Annotated in this window: 13 protein-coding genes; 9 read left to right on the forward strand and 4 right to left on the reverse strand. The window is 68.1% G+C overall.

Annotated elements, in window-relative coordinates; genetic code table 11:
• The first annotated feature begins 22 nt into the window (after positions 1–22).
• Positions 23–925, forward strand: coding sequence for a LysR family transcriptional regulator (locus FBZ88_RS04635; RefSeq protein WP_145615626.1), 903 nt, complete (start codon positions 23–25; stop codon positions 923–925).
• Between the two features lie 34 nt (positions 926–959).
• On the opposite strand, the gene FBZ88_RS04640 is transcribed toward FBZ88_RS04635, so the two are convergent.
• Entirely contained in the window at positions 960–1,352 is a 393-nt protein-coding gene (locus tag FBZ88_RS04640) for a COG4315 family predicted lipoprotein (RefSeq protein WP_145615627.1), read from the reverse strand.
• Positions 1,353–1,592: 240 nt separating this feature from the next.
• Here FBZ88_RS04640 and FBZ88_RS04645 point away from each other — a divergent pair, with 240 nt between their 5' ends.
• The gene (locus FBZ88_RS04645) at positions 1,593–3,008 is read left to right on the forward strand and encodes a DHA2 family efflux MFS transporter permease subunit (RefSeq protein ID WP_145615758.1); all 1,416 of its coding nucleotides are present in this window, start codon (positions 1,593–1,595) and stop codon (positions 3,006–3,008) included.
• 30 nt (positions 3,009–3,038) lie between these two features.
• Here the strand turns inward: FBZ88_RS04645 and FBZ88_RS04650 are convergent, their stop codons facing one another.
• Entirely contained in the window at positions 3,039–3,914 is an 876-nt protein-coding gene (locus tag FBZ88_RS04650) for an SMP-30/gluconolactonase/LRE family protein (RefSeq protein WP_145615628.1), read from the reverse strand.
• 238 nt (positions 3,915–4,152) lie between these two features.
• On the opposite strand from FBZ88_RS04650, the gene FBZ88_RS04655 reads away from it, so the two are divergent.
• The 6 genes from FBZ88_RS04655 (at position 4,153) to FBZ88_RS04680 (ending at position 10,766) form a co-directional block, all read left to right on the forward strand.
• Positions 4,153–5,379, forward strand: coding sequence for a TCR/Tet family MFS transporter (locus FBZ88_RS04655; RefSeq protein WP_186464200.1), 1,227 nt, complete (start codon positions 4,153–4,155; stop codon positions 5,377–5,379).
• Between the two features lie 303 nt (positions 5,380–5,682).
• Positions 5,683–6,852: a response regulator gene (locus FBZ88_RS04660; RefSeq protein WP_145615630.1), complete on the forward strand. Its 1,170-nt coding sequence runs from the start codon at positions 5,683–5,685 to the stop codon at positions 6,850–6,852.
• A gap of 55 nt (positions 6,853–6,907) precedes the next feature.
• The gene (locus FBZ88_RS04665; RefSeq protein ID WP_211102513.1) at positions 6,908–9,613 is read left to right on the forward strand and encodes a response regulator; all 2,706 of its coding nucleotides are present in this window, start codon (positions 6,908–6,910) and stop codon (positions 9,611–9,613) included.
• 60 nt (positions 9,614–9,673) lie between these two features.
• Positions 9,674–9,961 (forward strand): type II toxin-antitoxin system Phd/YefM family antitoxin, encoded by a 288-nt coding sequence (locus tag FBZ88_RS04670; protein WP_145615631.1) that lies wholly within the window; start codon positions 9,674–9,676, stop codon positions 9,959–9,961.
• A gap of 8 nt (positions 9,962–9,969) precedes the next feature.
• Complete coding sequence (locus tag FBZ88_RS04675) at positions 9,970–10,380, forward strand: type II toxin-antitoxin system VapC family toxin (RefSeq protein ID WP_211102514.1); 411 nt, start codon at positions 9,970–9,972, stop codon at positions 10,378–10,380.
• Positions 10,377–10,766: a hypothetical protein gene (locus tag FBZ88_RS04680; protein WP_211102515.1), complete on the forward strand. Its 390-nt coding sequence runs from the start codon at positions 10,377–10,379 to the stop codon at positions 10,764–10,766. The genes FBZ88_RS04675 and FBZ88_RS04680 overlap by 4 nt, the downstream gene beginning before the upstream one ends.
• A 21-nt stretch (positions 10,767–10,787) precedes the next feature.
• On the opposite strand, the gene FBZ88_RS04685 is transcribed toward FBZ88_RS04680, so the two are convergent.
• Entirely contained in the window at positions 10,788–12,398 is a 1,611-nt protein-coding gene (locus tag FBZ88_RS04685) for a S10 family peptidase (protein WP_246138493.1), read from the reverse strand.
• Positions 12,399–12,708: 310 nt separating this feature from the next.
• On the opposite strand from FBZ88_RS04685, the gene FBZ88_RS04690 reads away from it, so the two are divergent.
• Entirely contained in the window at positions 12,709–13,671 is a 963-nt protein-coding gene (locus FBZ88_RS04690; RefSeq protein ID WP_145615634.1) for a Tim44 domain-containing protein, read from the forward strand.
• Positions 13,672–13,693: 22 nt separating this feature from the next.
• Here FBZ88_RS04690 and FBZ88_RS04695 read toward each other — a convergent pair whose 3' ends face one another.
• Positions 13,694–17,215: a CHASE domain-containing protein gene (locus FBZ88_RS04695; protein WP_145615635.1), complete on the reverse strand. Its 3,522-nt coding sequence runs from the start codon at positions 17,213–17,215 to the stop codon at positions 13,694–13,696.
• Positions 17,216–17,350 lie beyond the last annotated feature (135 nt).

The raw sequence follows: 17,350 nt of genomic DNA on the forward strand, positions 1-17,350 counted from the left end.
GTGGTTTGAAAGGAGGGACGCGATGGGCTTCGACGCGCGTCTGTTGACAGGAATCGGCGTGCTGGCCGCCGTGGTCGAGGCGGGAAACTTCGTGCGCGCGGGTGAGGTGCTGGGCCTGACGCCATCGGGCGTCAGCCGTGCCGTCGCCAGGCTGGAGGCGCGGGTGGGGGTGCGCCTGTTCGACCGCAGCCCCCGGGCCGTGACCCTGACGGAGGAGGGGCGGCGCTTCCACGCCCAGGTGACGCCCCTGTTGGCCGGGCTGGAAGAGGCGGCGCTGGACGCGGCCGGGGCGGCGGCCACGGTGGACGGACGCCTGCGCGTCTCCGTCGATCCCTGGTTCGCCCGCATGGTGCTGGCGCCCCGCCTACCGGACTTCACGGCACGCTATCCGGGGCTGGTCCTGGACATGACGGTCAGCAATCACCGGGAGGAGATGATGGCCGGCGTGGACGTGGCGGTGCGTTTCGGCCCGCCGGACGTGGCCTCCCTGATCGCGCGCAAGCTGCTGGAGACGCGGGTGCTGACCTGCGCCGCGCCGGACTATCTGGCGCGCCGGGGAACGCCGGCGGCGCCCCAGGACCTGGAAGGGCATGAGGGTGTGCTGTTCCGTAACCCGCAGACGGGCCTGCCCTTCGGGTGGGAATTCCATCGCGGTGCGGAGCGGGTGACGGTGGCGGTGGCCGGCCGGGTGGTGATGGACGACCCGTCCGTGGCCGTCGCGGCCTGCGTCGCGGGGCAGGGGGTGTTCCAGAGCTTCGAGCTGGGCCTGGGTCCCTGGCTGGCGTCGGGCCAGCTGGTGCAGGTGCTGCCCGACTGGGCGGAGGAGCGCTACCCCCTCTACGCCTATCATCCCAGCCGCCACCTGCCGCCGGCCAAGGTGCGGGCCTTCCTGGATTTCGTGCAGGAGGTGGCGGCGGGCGCCTGAGAGCCCGCCGCCCCGCATATCCTTCCCGCGCCCCTTACGGTGTCGCCACGTGCCAGGCGCCGTTCGCCAGGCCGTCGCCGGTGATGTCGCCCGGCTTCCCGTCCTTCACGAAGGTGTAGAGCGGCTTGCCCTTGTAGGCCCACTGCTTGGATCCGTCGTCGCGGGTGATGACGGTCCAGTCGCCCTTGGCCCCGGCGTCGGCGGTGGCCGGCAGGGCCGGCCAGTTCTTGGCGCACGCGGCGATGCAGTTGGATTGGCCGCTCATGTCATGGTCGAAGGTGTAGAGGGTCATGCCCTTGGCATCCACCAGGGTCTTGCCCTTGGCGGTTTCCGCTATGGTGGCACCCGCTGGACCTTGCGCGAAGGCGGGCGCCGCAAGGGCGATGCCGGCGGTCAGCAGGGTGGCGGCGATGATCTGTTTCAGCATCCTGGATTCCTCCCGTGGTCGAGCCATTGGTCGTTATGGGACCGCTCGGTTGACGCGCCCGGCCGGGGCCTTATTCCGTCGGCCGCCGAATTTTTACGCGTGCCGAATAGATGTGCATGCATGACGGTCTGCCATGCCCGGGCGGCACTTGTCAGGGGCCTGGCTTTGCCCAGATTCTCGAACGGCAGGTAGCGATTTCCTGTCACCTGCGGCCCCCGGATGAAAGGCACTGTGACGACGATGCTCGTCGCCCTCATCATATCGTGCGCCCTGTTCATGGAGAACCTGGACGCCACCGTTCTCGCCACGGCCCTGCCGGCCATGGGGGAGAGCCTGGGCGTCAGCCCCATCCATCTCAGCCTGGCCATCACCGCCTACATCCTCAGCCTGGCGGTCTTCATCCCCATCAGCGGCTGGGTGGCCGATCGCTTCGGTTCCAGCCGCGTCTTCCGCGCCGCCATCGTGCTGTTCACCCTGGGCTCCATCGCCTGCGGGCTCAGCCAGTCACTGCCGCAATTGGCCCTGGCCCGTCTGCTGCAGGGCGTGGGCGGCGCCATGATGGTGCCGGTGGGCCGCCTGGTGCTGCTGCGCACGGTGCCCAAGGACCAGCTGGTCCGGGCCATGAACTATCTGACGACGCCGGCCATGGTGGGGCCGCTGATCGGCCCGCCCATCGGCGGCCTGCTGACCACCTACCTGTCCTGGCGCTGGATCTTCTTCATCAATATCCCCATCGGCCTGCTGGGTCTCTACCTCTCCTGGCGCTATATCGCCGATCATCGGGAGGAGGCGGTGGCCAAGCTGGACGGCTGGGGCTTCGTGAATTCCGGCGTGGCCCTGGCGGCCCTGATGGCCGGGTTCGAGTCCATCGGCCGCGACGGCGTGGACTGGCGCGTGGCGCCGTCGCTGCTGGCCTTCGGCGTGCTGGTGGGCATCGTCGCCGTGCGCCACTCACGCCGCCATCCCCACCCGCTGGTGGACCTGGACCTGCTCAAGACCGCCACCTTCCGCATCAGCGTCGTGGGCGGTTCCCTGTTCCGTATCTGCATGGGCGCCATCCCTTTTCTGCTGCCGCTGATGCTGCAGGTGGGCTTCGGCATGACGGCCTTCGTTTCCGGCCTGTTGACCTTCGCCACCGCCGCCGGTGCGCTGGTGATGAAGATGACCGCCGGCCCCATCCTGCGCCGCTACGGCTTCCGCCAGGCGCTGGTGATCAACAGCGTGCTGTCCGCGCTGCTGACCGGCGCCATCGGCCTGTTCCGGCCGGACACGCCTGTGCCGCTGATCCTGCTGGTGTTGCTGGTCGGCGGCTTCTTCCGGTCCCTGCAGTTCACCGGCCTGAACACCCTGGCCTTCGCCGACGTGCCGGCGGCGCGCATGAGTGCGGCCACCAGCCTGTCGTCCATGGTGCAACAGGTGTCGCTGGGCATGGGCGTCGCCACCGGCGCCCTGCTGCTGCACACCACCTTGGCCCTGCACGGCGGCGCCCAGTTGGTGCCGCACGACTTCATGGTGGCCTTCCTGACCGTGATGGTGATCGGCCTGGCCTCGTTCCTCTTCTTCATCCGCCTGGATCCGGACGCCGGCGCCGAGGTGAGTGGCCACCATAGCCACCCGCTGCGGCCAGCGACGGAGCATGCGGCTGGCGACGACTGAGCTGTGGGGGGCTCATGCCCCTGCTTCCGCTCACCCCCCGTACGTGTGCTCCGGCAGGCCGGGCACGTCGACGCGGAAGCTGAAGATGCCGCCCGACTGCGGATGGCGGGCCAGTTCGGCCTCATCCAGCTTCTGGCGGGCGGTGGTGACGTAGGCGGTCTTCAGGTCGGGGCCGCCGAAGGCGATCATGGTGCAGAGGCGGGCGGGGATGGCCACCTCTTCCAGGATGTCCCCCTGGGGCGACAGGCGCACCACCCGGCCGCCGTCGTACAACGCCGTCCAGTAGCAGCCCTCCGCATCCACCGAGGCGCCGTCGGGTCGGCCCAGGCCGTGCGGGAACTGATGGAAGACGCGCTGGTTGGCGATGCGGCCCGACGCGAGGTCGAAATCGTAGGCGTAGATGACGTGGTTGGGCGTGTCCGACAGGTAGAAGGTGCGGTCGTCGGGCGAGAAGGCGATGCCGTTGCTGGTGAGGAAGCCGGTGGCGACGTCCGTCACCTGGCCGTCCACGTCCAGGCGGTAGAGGGTGCCGTTCCGGTGCTGCTTGGTGCCGTCCAGGGTGCCGGACCAGAAGCGCCCCAGCCGGTCGCAGCGGCCGTCGTTGAAGCGGTTGTCGGGCCGCGCCTCCTCGACTTGCGCGCCCAGGGGCGCGGGCTCGGCGCTGAAATCCGACAGCAGGGCGAAGCCGTCCTTCATGCCCAGGGCGAAGCCGCGGGCGCCATGGCGGACCAGGCAGGCGGCCGGCTGGGCGAAGCCGCGCTGCACGTCCTGGCCGGTGGCGGGGTCGAAGCGGTGCAGCGTCTTGGCGGGGATGTCTACCCAGTACAGCACGCCCTCATCGCTGTCCCAGCGGGGGCATTCGCCCAACTGGGCCTGGGCGTCCAGAACGCAGCTGACTTCACGCATCGTTCGTCCTCGTTAACCTAAGCTCGTGACCGGAAGGCACCATACCGGCAGCGAGCCGGCGAAGGCCAGCGCGTCAACATGCGGGCGGGTTAGACAGGGGGGAGGGCTTGGACAGAATGACCGGCGGCGTTTTCGGGACTCCCCGCCGCCGGGCAAAAGGATTAAGGGTAGACCCTGCAAAGAATGACCAACTCATCCCGGCGCCCGCAACGCCGGGGTTCCAGTTCCGGGCCTGACCATGACCGCATCCCCCACGCCGCGCCGTGCCGCGCTGGCCTTCGTTTTCGTGACGGCACTGCTGGACGTCCTGGCCCTGGGCATCGTCATCCCGGTCCTGCCTGATTTGGTGAAGGGCTTCGTCGGTGGCGACAATGCCCGGGCGGCGCATATGGTGGGCCTGTTCGGCACCCTGTTCGCCGCCATGCAGTTTCTGTTTTCCCCCCTCATCGGCGCGCTGTCCGACCGGTTCGGCCGGCGGCCCATCCTGCTGGTCTCCTGCTTCGGCCTGGGGGTGGATTACCTGCTGATGGCCGTGGCGCCCAGCCTCGGCTGGCTGGTCGTGGGCCGCATCGTCTCCGGCATCACCGCCGCCAGCTTCACCACCGCCTCGGCCTACATCGCCGACGTGACCCCGGCGGAAAAGCGCGCCGGTGCCTTCGGCATGCTGGGCGCCGCCTTCGGCCTGGGCTTCATCGTCGGCCCGGCGGCGGGCGGCCTGCTGGGCGGGATCGAGCCGCGCCTGCCGTTCTGGGTGGCGGGGGGCTTGAGCCTGCTGAACGCCTGCTACGGCCTGTTCGTGCTGCCGGAATCGCTGCCGGCCGACCGGCGCGGCGCCTTTTCCTGGCGGCGGGCCAACCCGCTGGGCGCCTTCGCCCTGCTGCGCGGCGCGCCCGGCCTGCTGGGCCTGGGGGGCATCGTCTGGCTCTATTATCTGGCGCATGAGGTGCTGAACAACACCTTCGTCATCTACGTCAACGACCGCTACGGCTGGGGGCCGGAGTCCGTGGGCCTGACCCTGGCGGGGGTGGGCGTATGCAGCACGGTGGTGCAGGGCGGCCTGGTCGGCCGCGTGGTCAAGCGCCTGGGCGCGCGGCGCACCATGATGGTGGGCCTGGTGGCGGGTGCCGCCGGCTTCACCACCTTCGGCGCCTCCCCCGTGGGGGCGGGCCTGCTCTGCGGCATTCCCCTGGTGGCGCTGTGGGGCATGGTCGGCCCCTCGGCCCAAAGCATGATGTCGGCCCAGGTGGCGGCGACGGAACAGGGGCTGTTGCAGGGCACCCTGGTCAGCATCCGCGGCATCACCGGCATGATCGGCCCGCTGCTGTTCACCAGCGTGCTGGCGGACAGCGTCGGCCCCTTCGCCATGCTGCCCCAGGGATCGCCCTTCATGCTGGCCGCCGTGCTGCTGGTGGCGGCGCTGGCTTTGGCCTTCGTCGTCACCCGGCCGCAGCGGGCGATGGCATGAGGGGGCGGCCTAATACTGGCCCCCTATGACGCGTCGGCACGCTGAGCAATTGAATAAAAAGCGACCGATCTTCTTCATAATTAAAGTGTAATCTTTTGCAAACCGTCATCTGAAAGAAATATTCGGCCTATACAAAAGAGGGATGTCACGCGGGTGCCGGGCGCCCGACGGCGTTTCCTGCGGTGTCCCGGATGCGGGACAGCGGGGCGGAGGTGCGCCCAAGAGCCTGCTGTGACAGGAAAATCCCAGGCTCCCCTCAGGTGGGGGCGCCAGCGGGGGCACCTCTCGAGTGGGCGACGGCCGATGTGGGAAGACAATAGTCCCGTGATTGCGGAGAAGACGCGGCCGCAAATACTGGTCGTCGATGACACGCCTGACAACCTCAAGATCATGAGCGGCCTGCTGAAGGACGATTACCACGTCCGTGTGGCCAATTCCGGTGAGCGGGCCCTGGCCGTCATCGCCGCCCACCCCAGCCTAGACCTGATCCTGCTGGACATCGTCATGCCCGGCATGGACGGGTACGAGGTCTGCCGCCGGCTGAAGGCCAATTCGGCCACGCGCGACATCCCCGTTATCTTCCTGACCGCCCGCAACGAGGTGGCGGATGAGGAGCGGGGCCTAGCCCTGGGCGCCGTCGATTACATCACCAAGCCCATCAGCCCGCCCATCGTTCTGGCCCGCGTGAGCGCCCATCTGCGGCTGAAGGCCATCGCCGACCTGCTGCGCGACAAGGCCGACTTCCTGGAGGCCGAGGTGGCCCGCCGCACACGGGAGATCATGGCCATCCAGGACGTCACCGTCATGACCCTGGCCTCATTGGCGGAAACCCGCGACACCGAAACGGGCAACCACATCCGCCGCACCCAGTTCTACGTCCGCGCCCTGGCCATCCGGCTGCGCCACCATCCCCGCTTCGCCGGCTACATCACCGACAGCCGCATCGACACCCTGTTCAAGTCGGCGCCGTTGCACGACATCGGCAAGGTCGGCATCCCCGACCGCATCCTGCTGAAGCCGGGCCGCTACGTGCCCGAGGAATTCGAGATCATGAAGCGGCACACCACGCTGGGTCGTGATGCCATCGAGGCGGCGGAGGACGCGCTGGGCGCCCCGGTCGAGTTCCTGACCTGCATCAAGGAAATCGTCTATTCCCACCATGAGAAGTGGGACGGCAGCGGCTATCCTGAGGGGCTCTCGGGGGATGCCATCCCTATCTCCGCGCGGCTGATGGCCGTCGCCGACGTCTACGACGCGTTGATCAGCCGCCGCGTCTACAAGGACCCCATGCCGCACGAGCAGGCGGCGGCCATCATCGCCGACGGTTCGGGTAGTCATTTCGATCCCGATATCGTCAAGGCCTTCCTGGAGATCGAAGGGGAATTCCGGGCCATCGCCGAGCGCTTCGCCGACCAGGACGGTTTCCTGGACGGGAAGCGCGATTATCTGGCTATGGCGGCCGAGGGCCGGTGAAAGAGCAAGAGTGAAGAAGGGATCGGGGAGGCCCGGCTTGACGCAGGGGCTGCATATGGACACTGCGGGCGCGGAGAGGATGGCGACGGGCGAGGCCACGGCGGCGATGCCGGTGGTCTATCGCGCCCGCGACATCCTGCAGCCCGCCCAGGGCATCAGCGAGCGCACGCCCTGCGGCGACGTCGTGCAGATCTTCCTGGGCGCGCCGCTGCTGCCCTGCGTTGCGGTTGTGGACGACTTGGGCGGGGTGCTGGGGCTTATCGCCCGCGAATTCCTGTTGTCCACCTTCGCCCATCAGATCAAGTCCGAACTCTACCGCCGCCGGCCGGTGGCCTTCATGCTGGGCCGGCCCTACCTGTGCGTGGATGTCGATACGCCGCTGGACGACGTCAGCGCCATGATCGCCAGCGACCATCCCAAGGCGCTGACGGAAGGTTTCCTGATCACTGACCAGGGGCTGTATGCCGGTGTCGGCACCGGCGTGGCACTGTTGAGCCGCATCGTCGCCATGACCCGCACCCGCGCGGTGGAGTTGGAGGCAGCCCGCCATACCGCCGAGGCGGCGTCACAGGCCAAGGCGGACTTCCTGGCCAACATGAGCCACGAGATCCGCACGCCGATGAACGCCATCATCGGCATGAGCCATCTGGCGCTGAAGACCGACCTCACCCCCCGCCAGCGCGATTACCTGACCAAGATCCAGCGGTCCAGCCAGCACCTGCTGGGCATCATCAATGACATCCTGGATTTCTCGAAGATCGACGCCGGCAAGCTGACCATCGAGCAGGTGGAGATCCGGCTGGATGAGGTTCTAGACGGTGTCGCCAACCTGGTGTCGGAACGGGCAGCGGCCAAGGGGCTGGAGTTCGTCTTCGACGTGGACGCGGCGGTGCCCGGCAACCTTATGGGCGACCCGCTGCGCCTGGCGCAGATCCTCATCAACTTCGCCGGCAACGCCGTCAAATTCACCGAGACGGGCCGCATCTCCATCAACATCCGCGCCATCGAGGAGGATGAGGCCTCGGTGACCCTGCTGTTCCAGGTGGCGGACACCGGCATCGGCATGACGGCGGAACAGCAGGCCCGGCTGTTCCGCAGTTTCGAGCAGGCGGACACCACCACCACCCGTCGCTTCGGCGGCACGGGGCTGGGCTTGGCCATTTCCAAGCGGTTGGCGGAGCTGATGGGCGGCGCCGTCGGTGTCGACAGCGACTATGGCAAGGGTTCCTGCTTCTGGTTCACGGCCAAGCTGGGGCGGGTGTCGGCCAGCCAGCCGCTGCTGCCCCGGCCCGACCTGCGCGGTCGCCGCGTGCTGGTGGTGGACGACAGCCGCAACGCCCGCCGGGTGATGTCGGCCATGCTGACCTCCATGTCCTTCCGGGTGGACGGGGCGGCGGACGGCCGCGCCGCCATCGCCGCCGTCAAGGAGGCCGCCGCCGCCGGGGCGCCATATGACGTGGCTTTCCTGGACTGGCAGATGCCGGATCTGGACGGCATGGAGACGGCGCGGGGCATCGGCGCGCTGGGCCTGGCCCATCCGCCGCACCTGATCATGGTGACGGCCTACAGCCGCGACGACGTGCGCCGCGCGGCGGAGCGGAGCGGCATTGAGGACGTGCTGATCAAGCCGGTGAACTCCTCCGTCCTGTTCGACGCCGTGATCCGCGCCATCGCCGGCACCGAGGCGGCGGAGCCCAAGGCCAGGGCTGGCGACCTGCCCGCCGACTTCGAAGCCTTGCAGGGACTGTCCGTCTTGTTGGTGGAGGATAACGACTTCAACCAGCAGGTGGCGATCGAGCTGCTGACCGACGTAGGCGTCGGCGTCGATTTGGCGGAGAACGGCGCCATCGCGCTGGAGAGGATCGCGGCGCGGCACTACGACGCCGTGCTCATGGATGTGCAGATGCCGGTCATGGATGGCCTGACGGCCTCGCGCCGCATCCGGGAGATGGGGGAGACGACGCTGCCCATCATCGCCATGACCGCCAACGCCATGGCCTCGGACCGGGAACGCTGCCTGGCGGCGGGCATGAACGACTATGTCTCCAAGCCCATCGATCCCGACCAGCTGTTCGCCGTCCTGGCGCGTTGGGGGCAAGGCAGGACCGAGGCGGCGGGGCCGCGCGCCCTGCCGCTTGTCCCCCTGCCGTTTGTTATGGGCAAGCCAGCTGAGCCGGTGCCGGAGCGCGCCATCGCCATCCCCGGCATCGACGCGGAGGAGGGGCTGCGGCGGGTGCGCGGCAAGCGGGCGCTGTACGCCGACATCCTGAAGAAGTTCGCCGCCAACCAGCGGGCCACCCCCGCCGCCATCCTGGACCGCTGGCGCAGCGGCGACGCCACCACGGCGGAGCGGCTGGCCCACACCCTGAAGGGCGTCGCCGGCACCATCGGCGCCGGCGAGGTGCAGCGCGCGGCGGCGGCGGTGGAGGCCGCCTTGCGCAGCGGTGCCGCGCCGGAGCGGACGGTGTCCATCCTGACCCCGCTGCTGGAGGATGTGGCGGCCGGTATCGAGCGCTGGCTGGCCCAGGACGCACCGGCCCCGGCGCCGCCGGCCTCGCCGGATGCCGACCCGGCCAGGGCCGCGGCCCTGTTGGCACGCCTGCGCGACCTGCTGGCCGACAACGATCCCGAGGCCGAGGAACTGGTCGAGAGCAATCTGCACCTGCTGCGCACCGCCCTGCCGGCCCCCCGCGCCGACGACTTCATCCAGTCGGTGCGCGGCTTCGACTTCAGCCGCGCGCTGGATTTGATGGAGCCGTGACTGGCTTGGTTCTGTCCATCTTGATATAATAGTCAGGCAGACCAGTTTTCCGAGGCGGACATGACGCGAGAAACACGTGGGGCGCCAAGGCTTGATGATCGCTGGCCTTTACAGGATGCCAAGGCGCGTTTCAGTGAGCTGGTGCGTCGGGTCAAAAGCGATGGCCCACAGCATGTCACGGTGCACGGTCGCGACGAGGTGGTCGTTATTTCGGCGGAGGAGTTCCGCCGGCTGAAGGGAAGCCTTTCCGGGCAGGCCTTGGTGGACGTGCTCCAGGCGTGTCCACATCCGGATGTGGAGTTTGACGTCGAGCGCATGGTGATGCCAGTGCGTGATGTCGTTCTATGACGGGCTGGTTGCTCGACACCAATGTCTTGTCCGAACTCCGTCGGCCCAAGCCGGACAGGAAGGTCGTTGCCTTCGTGGCTGACCAGCCACTTGATACTCTTTTTATCAGCGCCGTGACGCTGGCGGAGATTCGCTTTGGCATTGAGCAGGCAGCCGATGCCGGCAAAAGGTCGGAGCTGACGGCTTGGCTGACGCACAAGCTGCGCCCAATGTTCGATGGCCGCGTGCTGCCTATTAGTGAAGACGTGATGTTGAAGTGGCGCCTGCTGGTAGAATCAGGTCGACAAGCGCGGCATACCTATACGCAGCCTGATCTGATCATCGCCGCGACGGGGTTGCACTATGATTTGACGGTGGTGACACGCGACGTGACGGATTACGCCCGCACGGGCGTGTCAATCCTGAACCCGTGGCTTTGATGATGATCCCGAAAAACGGAAGCCATGTGACGGCGCCCTTCGTCAGCCGCTACCTGATCGCCCACGCCTGTTTCGCCTGCCGGCGTTCCTGGAAACTGCCCGTGCTGTTTGGTGGCGTGGGGGAGGGTGGGCGATCTTGTCCCGCATGCGGCGGGGGTCTATGCCTGATGGGGCGCTCATTCAAGGCGCCGAAGCGCACTGACGTCGCCCAATGGCGGAAGGTGGAAGCGCTGTGGCGGCGGGGTTACCGGTTCTGGAGCTATCGCTCGCATCCCGGAGCGGAGCCGCTGCCGGCCACGCTCAAGGAGGTGTCCGGATTCCTGCGGCGCAATCCGGATCACCCTATGCGCCTGAAGCCGGCCCGCGCGGCGGCGGGGTGGCGCTGACCGCCCCGCCGGCCACCGGTCTTACTCGCTGGCCCCCGGCGCCGCCGCCTTGACGAAGTGGCGGACGTCGTCGGTCAGCTTATCCAGGGCGGCGCGGTTCAGGTACATCATGTGCCCGGCCTCGTAATAGCTGAAGGTCACCCGGTCGGTGGGCACGCCGTTGGCGTTCATGGCGTTCTCGTTGGAGAAGAACGGCACGCAGATGTCGTACCAGCCGCTGGCCATGAACACCTTCAGCTTGGGGTTCTGGCGCATGGCGTCACCATACCAGGGCGCCACGTTGGCGTAGCCGCCGCCTTCATCGCCCCAGGTCTTCCAGTCCCAATTCTTGCCCACGTCGCCGCTGGTCCGGTACTCCCGGTCCATCTTGATGTTCAGGTCGCTCAGCAGATAGCTCTGCAGCGTGGTGGCGAAGGCGGCGCCCACGCTATAGCCGGAGGGATCGCTTTCCGCCTGGTCTCCGGCCGAATCGTATTCCTGGCCGGTGTAGCGCCCGTCATAGATACCCACCACCTTGCCCTGGTCGCGCAGCAGTTCCTTGGCGAAGCGCACGTCCCGGATGCGCAGGTTGGTGCGGTCCAGGTACAGCGGCGACAGGCCGGTGAAGCGCGCCAGCTTGTCGATCACGCCCTTGCGCTCCGCCGGGGTCATGCGGTTGCCCTTCAGCAGGGCCACCGGATATTCCTCCACCGCGAACTTGCGTACCTGGTTCATGAAGGCGTCGAACCCCATGGAGGTGTCGGCGATCTTCTTGTGGTACCAGGCCACGGCGGCATAGGTCGGCAGGAAGGCCGGGTAGGGAACGTCGTTGCCGCGATTGAATTCGAACGCGCCATAATCCACGGCGCCGGAGATGACGATCAGGCCGTTCAGGCCCACGGGCGCGCCATTTTCCAGCAATTCGGGGAGCAGGGCGCCGATGCGCATGCCGCCATAGCTCTCACCGCCGATGAAGACGGGGGAGTTCCAGCGCTTGTGGTCGGTCAGCCAGCGGCGCATGAACTGCGCGATGGAATGGGCGTCCTGCTTCACGCCGTAATAGTCCTTCTCGTCCCCCTTGGGCAGCAGGCGGCTGTAGCCGGTACCTACCGGATCGATGAAGACCAGGTCGGCCACGTCTAGCAGGCTTTGCGGATTGTCCTTCAGGGGGTAGGGCGGGCTGCCGGCGCTGGTGGCGTCGCTGGGCACGTCCACGCGCTTCGGGCCCCAGGCGCCCATGTGCAGCCACAGGCTGGCGGAGCCTGGCCCGCCGTTGAACAGGAAGATCAGCGGGCGCTGGGTGGCGTCCTTCACGCCCTTCTTCACATAGGCGGTGGAGAAGACGGTGGCCGCGTCCTCCTCCTTGTCGTTCACCAGGTGGGTTTCGCCGGCCAGCACCTGGTAGTCCACGCGCTTGCCGTTGAAGGTGCCGCTACGGTCGACGGTGAAGTGCTTGGGCGTCCAATCCTTGTCGCCCCCGGCCTTGTCGCCCCCGGCCTTGTCGCCATTGGCCTTGTCGTCGCCCTTGGCCTGATCGGCCGCCGGCTTGTCGCCAGCGTTGGCGGGCGTGCTGGTGATGGCCATGTGCGTGGTCAGCAAGACCATGGCCGTGCCGGCCAGCAGGGCCGCCAGCTTCCACTTCGGTGCGGGCATGTGTAGGAACCCCCATTACCCCTGGTTTCGTTGTTGCCCGGCGTCCGGCGCTTCCCCGCAGTGCCGGCCCGGGCTTGCCTGCAGTCTAGACACGGGGAAGGCCTGCGGGCAAAGGTCCCGTCTGTCGCGGGCCGCCGAAAAGCGGTATGGCGTGCTCGTGCGGCAGTGGCCCTCGCAAATTTGCAAAAGGGGCCCACATTAGGGTGGCCACATTTGGGTGGGACTGAAAGATCGGTCCCATTGTTTAGGGGGAGAGAGAATGTTCGGTCGGTTTGGTTCGCGTGCGGTCGCCGCCCTCCTGGCGGTGTCCATGGCCTTGGCGCCTCTGGCTGCCGACGCCCGCCCGGGCCGCAGTTCCAGTTCCGGCAGCCGCGGCAGCCGGACCTACACCACGCCCGCCACCCCCTCGGTGACGGGCCAGCCCATCCAGCGCAGCATCACCCCGCCACCGGCAGCCGCGCCCGCGGCACCGGCCTACCAGCCGCGCCCGGCCTTCCAGCAGCCGTTCGCCCAGCCGGGATTCTCCCAGCCCAGCTTCACCCAGCGTCATCCCTTCCTGTCCGGCATGATGGGCGGCTTCCTGGGCGCCAGCCTGTACAACTCGCTGTTCGGCCACCATGGCTACGGCGTGGGCGGCGATTATGGCAGCGGCTCGGGCGGGGCCTTTGGCGGTTTCATGCGCCTGCTGATCATGCTGGGCATCGCCTACCTGATCTACCGCCTGGTGCGCATGGCCATCAGCGGCCCGCGCGCGGCGCCGGCCTCGGGCATGACGTACGAGCTGTACCCGCCCCAGGACGCGCCCTATCAGGCGTCGCCCTTCGGCGGTTCCGCCTCGGTGCCGCCCCCGCCGCCGGTGCCCGCCATCGGCGTGCAGATGCAGGGCCAGGACCTGTCGGCGTTCGAGCAGATCCTGACCGGCGTCATGGACAGCTGGAGCAAGGGGGACCTGACGGCCCTGCGCCGCCACCTGACGCCGGAGATGCTGTCCTATTACGGTGAGGAGATGACGGAGAACCAGAGCCGGGGCATCCGCAATCTGGTGGCCGACGTCCAGCTGGTGAAGGGCGACGTGGTGGAAAGCTGGCACGAGGACGGCCGCACCTATTGTACCGCCCTGCTGCGCTGGCGCGCCCGCGACTGGACGGTGGATGAGAACACCGGCCGCGTCGTGTCCGGCGATGACCGCCACGCGGAGGAGGTTCAGGAACTCTGGACCTTCGTGCGGGCGGATGGCGGCCGCTGGCTGCTGTCGGCCATCCAGCAGGTTTAAATTCCAGGCGCGGCGGCGGCTGTCACCTCACGGCCGCCGCCAGCTTGCCCATGGCCGTCGCCAGTATGTTGAGGCTGGCATCCCACACCGCCCAATTCTCGTGCGCCAGCGCATGTTCCGCCGCCGCCACGGCCGTGACCACGCCGCCGGCGGCGATCTGGCTGGCCGTGCCGCGCAGGGTGTGAAGCTGGCGGGCCGCGTCGGCGGCCCTGTCCTCCGCCACCGCCTGGCGCAGTTCCTGCGCCGCGCCGGCGAATTCCCGTACGAACCGCTCGACCAGGCTGACGTACAGATCCTCGCTGTCTTGCAGGCCCAGGGCTTCAAGCCGTTGGTCCAAATCGGGCAGGATGGCGCGCAGGCGCGCCAGGGCGCTGGGCGACGAGGTGGGCGCGGCCACCACCCGACCCCGGCGTGGTGCCGCCACCTTCGGCGCGTGGCGCAGGATGGTGGTCACCATCTGGTCCAGGTCGAACGGCTTGGTCATGAAGTCGGTGATCCCGGCCGCGTAGGCGCGGGTGCGTTCCGCATCCAGGACGCCGGCGGTCAGGGCCACGACGGGTAGCGTGGCCAGGCCGGCTTCCTCCAGGATCAGCCGGGTGGCCTCATAACCGTCCATCACCGGCATTTGCATGTCCATCAGCACCAGGTCCACGGAGCCGGGCTGGGCCCGGAGCCGCGCCAGGGCCTGTGCGCCGTCGGCGGCGATGGTGACGCTGGCCCCCTCGCGCTCCAGGATCTGCCGTCCCACCTCCTGGTTGATGCTGTTATCCTCCACCATCAGCAGGCGCAGCCCCTTCAGCCGCTTCGGCCGTCGCGACCGGGGGGCGCTCGCAGTGGCGTCCGGCGGCGGCGCGGTCCGGGTCGCCTGGCTCGCCGTGCGCGCCGGCGACGCCACGTCCAGGGGCACGATGAACCAGAAGGTGCTGCCGGCGCCGGGCTGGCTTTCCACCCCGATCTCGCCCCCCATCAGGGTGACAAGGCGCTTGCTGATGGCCAGCCCCAGGCCACTGCCGCCATAGCGGCGGGTGGTCGAGCTATCGGCCTGGGTGAAGGCGCTGAACAGGGTGGGAATGGCATGGGCGGGAATGCCGATGCCGCTGTCGGTCACCGAGAAACGCAGCGCCACCCGATCCGAGCGGGGCCAGGCGACGGTGCGGACATCCAGCATCACACTGCCGACTTGGGTGAACTTGATGGCGTTGCCCAGCAGGTTCAGCAGAACCTGCTGCAAGCGCAGGCGGTCGCCCACCACCGTCACCGGCGTGTGGGGCGCGATGGTGGCCGCCAGGGCGAGTTTCTTCTCCTCCGCGTTGACCGACACCAGCGACACCAGTCCGTCCACCAGGTCGGGCAGCGGGAATTCCGCATGCTCAAGATCCAGCCGTCCCGCCTCCACCTTCGAGAAATCGAGGATGTCGTTGATCAGCGCCATGAGGCTGCGGCCGGCCGAGGAAATCTTGGTGACGAAGTTCCGCTGCTGCGCGGACAGCCTGGAATCGGCCAGCAGTTGGGTCAGGCCCAGGACGGCGTTCATCGGGGTGCGGATTTCGTGGCTCATGTTGGCCAGGAAATCGGTCTTAGCCCGGCTGGCCGCTTCGGCGGCGGTCTGGGCCGCGACCAGGGCGGCCTCACGGTCGCGCATCTCGGTGATGTCCCAGTTCACGCCGATGATGCGGATGGGCCGGCCGTCGGCGTCCCTGTCGGTGATCGAGGCGCCCTTCACATGGCGTACGCCGCCGTCGGGCCGTACGACCCGGAATTCCGTGTCCAGGTCGGCGCCGCCGTCGAGCACGCGCCGGAACTCCGCCGTCACCCGCGCGGCATCGTCCGGCTGGCAGTGGGCCCGCCAGATGGAAAAGCAATCCTCGCCGTCGCGCCGCGCGCCGTAGAGCTGGAACATCTGCTCGTCCCAATCCAGGCGGCCGGTGGCCACGTCGTATTCCCAGATGGCGATGCCGCTGGCCTTTGTGGCCAAGGCCAGGCGTGAGGAGGTGGCGCGCAGGGCCTCTTCGGCCCGCAGCTGTTCGGTGACGTCGCGCCCTGATCCGCGATAGCCGATGCAGGCGCCCGCGGCGTCCAGGATGGGGGTGCCGCTGATGACGATATGACGCAAGGCGCCGTCGTTGCCCATCAGGTCATAGCGCAGGTCGCGGAAGGGCTGTCCGCGGCGGACTAAATCCTCATATTGGCCCAGGCGCGGATCAGTGGCGTTGGCCGACAGCTCACGCCGTGTCTTGCCGATCAGGCTCCGGTGATCCTGCCCGATGCGTGAGACGCCCTGCGACATGGCGGTGAAGCGGCCCTCGGCGTCGGTTTCCCAATACCAGTCGGTGGACAGCTCCGTCAGCGTCTTGAACCGGGCCTCCCGCTGTGCCAGGTCGGCCGTGCGCGCCTTGACCTCCCGCTCCAGCATGTCCGTCTGGCGGGCCTGCTCCTGGCCGGCGGCCAGCCGGCGGGCGCGGTTTGCCATGTAGAGGTGCGACAGTAGGGCCAGAAGGACGCCGGCGACGCCGACCCGGCCTGCCGCCAGCAGGGGCGGCGTGAGGTTCAGGGCCTGCCGCAGGACGGGCGTCGCCTGGTAATGGATCAGCCACTGGCGGCCGAATATGGACAGGCGATTATCATGGACCAAGGCATCGACGAAGCCTATGGCGGGGACGGGGGTTTGGTAGAAGGGGAGGGTGTCCGCGCTGTCGGTCACGTCGCTGAGGGTGAAGCCGACATCCGCCCGCATCAGTTCCGATCCAGCGATCATCTTGCTGATCAGGAAGGGGGTATAGGCCCATCCCACCGTCGCGGTCCCGCGCGTGTCGGGCGTGGTGAGATCCGCCCCTTGCCGGTAGATGGGCAGCAGCAGCAGGAATCCGCTGTTGTCCCCCGGGGCTTGCACCAGGGAAATGGGGGCGGTCAGGCGGGGTTCGCCCGACCGCATGGCGGCTATGGCGGCCGCATGGCGCGCGGGCTCCGAGGCGATGTCCAGGCCCACGGCGGTGGCGTTCACGCCTTCAGGCTCCACGAACTGGATGACGGCGTGTTCGCCATCGTGTGGCCTGAGTTCCCAGATGCGGAATCCAGGACGCCCGCCAAGACGTTCCCGCTTGATGAAGGCCTCCTCTTCGGCGACCGGCACCCGCCGCACGATGCCGAAACCCGCGGCCCCCCGGAATTCCGTCTCCAGGGAGCGTGTTTGGCTGTAGCGGCGGAACTGATCCACGGTCAGGGAATCCAGCCCCGCGACGACCGCCGCGCCGCGGGCGCCGCGCAGGCCGTATTGGTACAGTGTCAGCTGCTGGCGCAGGTCTTCCGTCATTTCGCCGGCGCGCGCCGACAGGCTGTCGGCGGCCAGGGCGCGGTTATGGGCATCGGTGAGCCGGGCGACCACCGCGCCGCCGACCAGCGCCAATGCCAAAATCAGCACGGGCAAAAGCAGGGCGAGCCGACTGGAGCCGCCAGGCACGCCATCGGCGCCTGGCAGCCGCCAGGGGAAAGGGGCGGGAAGGATGTCGCCGTTGCTGGGAAATGGCGGCGAATTCTGAAAACGCATCCCGACCTCACGATTTCTCCGGCGGCCATCTTCGCCAGCTAGCCTGAAGAAATCGTTAGGATTAACCGCACATTTCCAGAACTATACTTATGGGTACTGAGTCCAGGCCGGTTGGAGTCGAGCGGTTTGGTAACC

This window comes from Nitrospirillum bahiense, assembly GCF_007828025.1.
Taxonomy (GTDB): domain Bacteria; phylum Pseudomonadota; class Alphaproteobacteria; order Azospirillales; family Azospirillaceae; genus Nitrospirillum; species Nitrospirillum amazonense.

Excerpts from the sequence above, each read along its gene's own strand:
- FBZ88_RS04650 (WP_145615628.1), bottom strand. The coding sequence starts at position 3,914 with ATGCGTGAAGTCAGCTGCGTTCTGGACGCCCAGGCCCAGTTGGGCGAA.
- FBZ88_RS04665 (WP_211102513.1), top strand. The coding sequence starts at position 6,908 with ATGGACACTGCGGGCGCGGAGAGGATGGCGACGGGCGAGGCCACGGCG.
- FBZ88_RS04695 (WP_145615635.1), bottom strand. The coding sequence starts at position 17,215 with ATGCGTTTTCAGAATTCGCCGCCATTTCCCAGCAACGGCGACATCCTT.
- FBZ88_RS04655 (WP_186464200.1), top strand. The coding sequence starts at position 4,153 with ATGACCGCATCCCCCACGCCGCGCCGTGCCGCGCTGGCCTTCGTTTTC.
- FBZ88_RS04635 (WP_145615626.1), top strand. The coding sequence starts at position 23 with ATGGGCTTCGACGCGCGTCTGTTGACAGGAATCGGCGTGCTGGCCGCC.
- FBZ88_RS04685 (WP_246138493.1), bottom strand. The coding sequence starts at position 12,398 with ATGCCCGCACCGAAGTGGAAGCTGGCGGCCCTGCTGGCCGGCACGGCC.
- FBZ88_RS04690 (WP_145615634.1), top strand. The coding sequence starts at position 12,709 with ATGGCCTTGGCGCCTCTGGCTGCCGACGCCCGCCCGGGCCGCAGTTCC.
- FBZ88_RS04660 (WP_145615630.1), top strand. The coding sequence starts at position 5,683 with ATGTGGGAAGACAATAGTCCCGTGATTGCGGAGAAGACGCGGCCGCAA.
- FBZ88_RS04645 (WP_145615758.1), top strand. The coding sequence starts at position 1,593 with ATGCTCGTCGCCCTCATCATATCGTGCGCCCTGTTCATGGAGAACCTG.
- FBZ88_RS04670 (WP_145615631.1), top strand. The coding sequence starts at position 9,674 with ATGACGCGAGAAACACGTGGGGCGCCAAGGCTTGATGATCGCTGGCCT.
- FBZ88_RS04640 (WP_145615627.1), bottom strand. The coding sequence starts at position 1,352 with ATGCTGAAACAGATCATCGCCGCCACCCTGCTGACCGCCGGCATCGCC.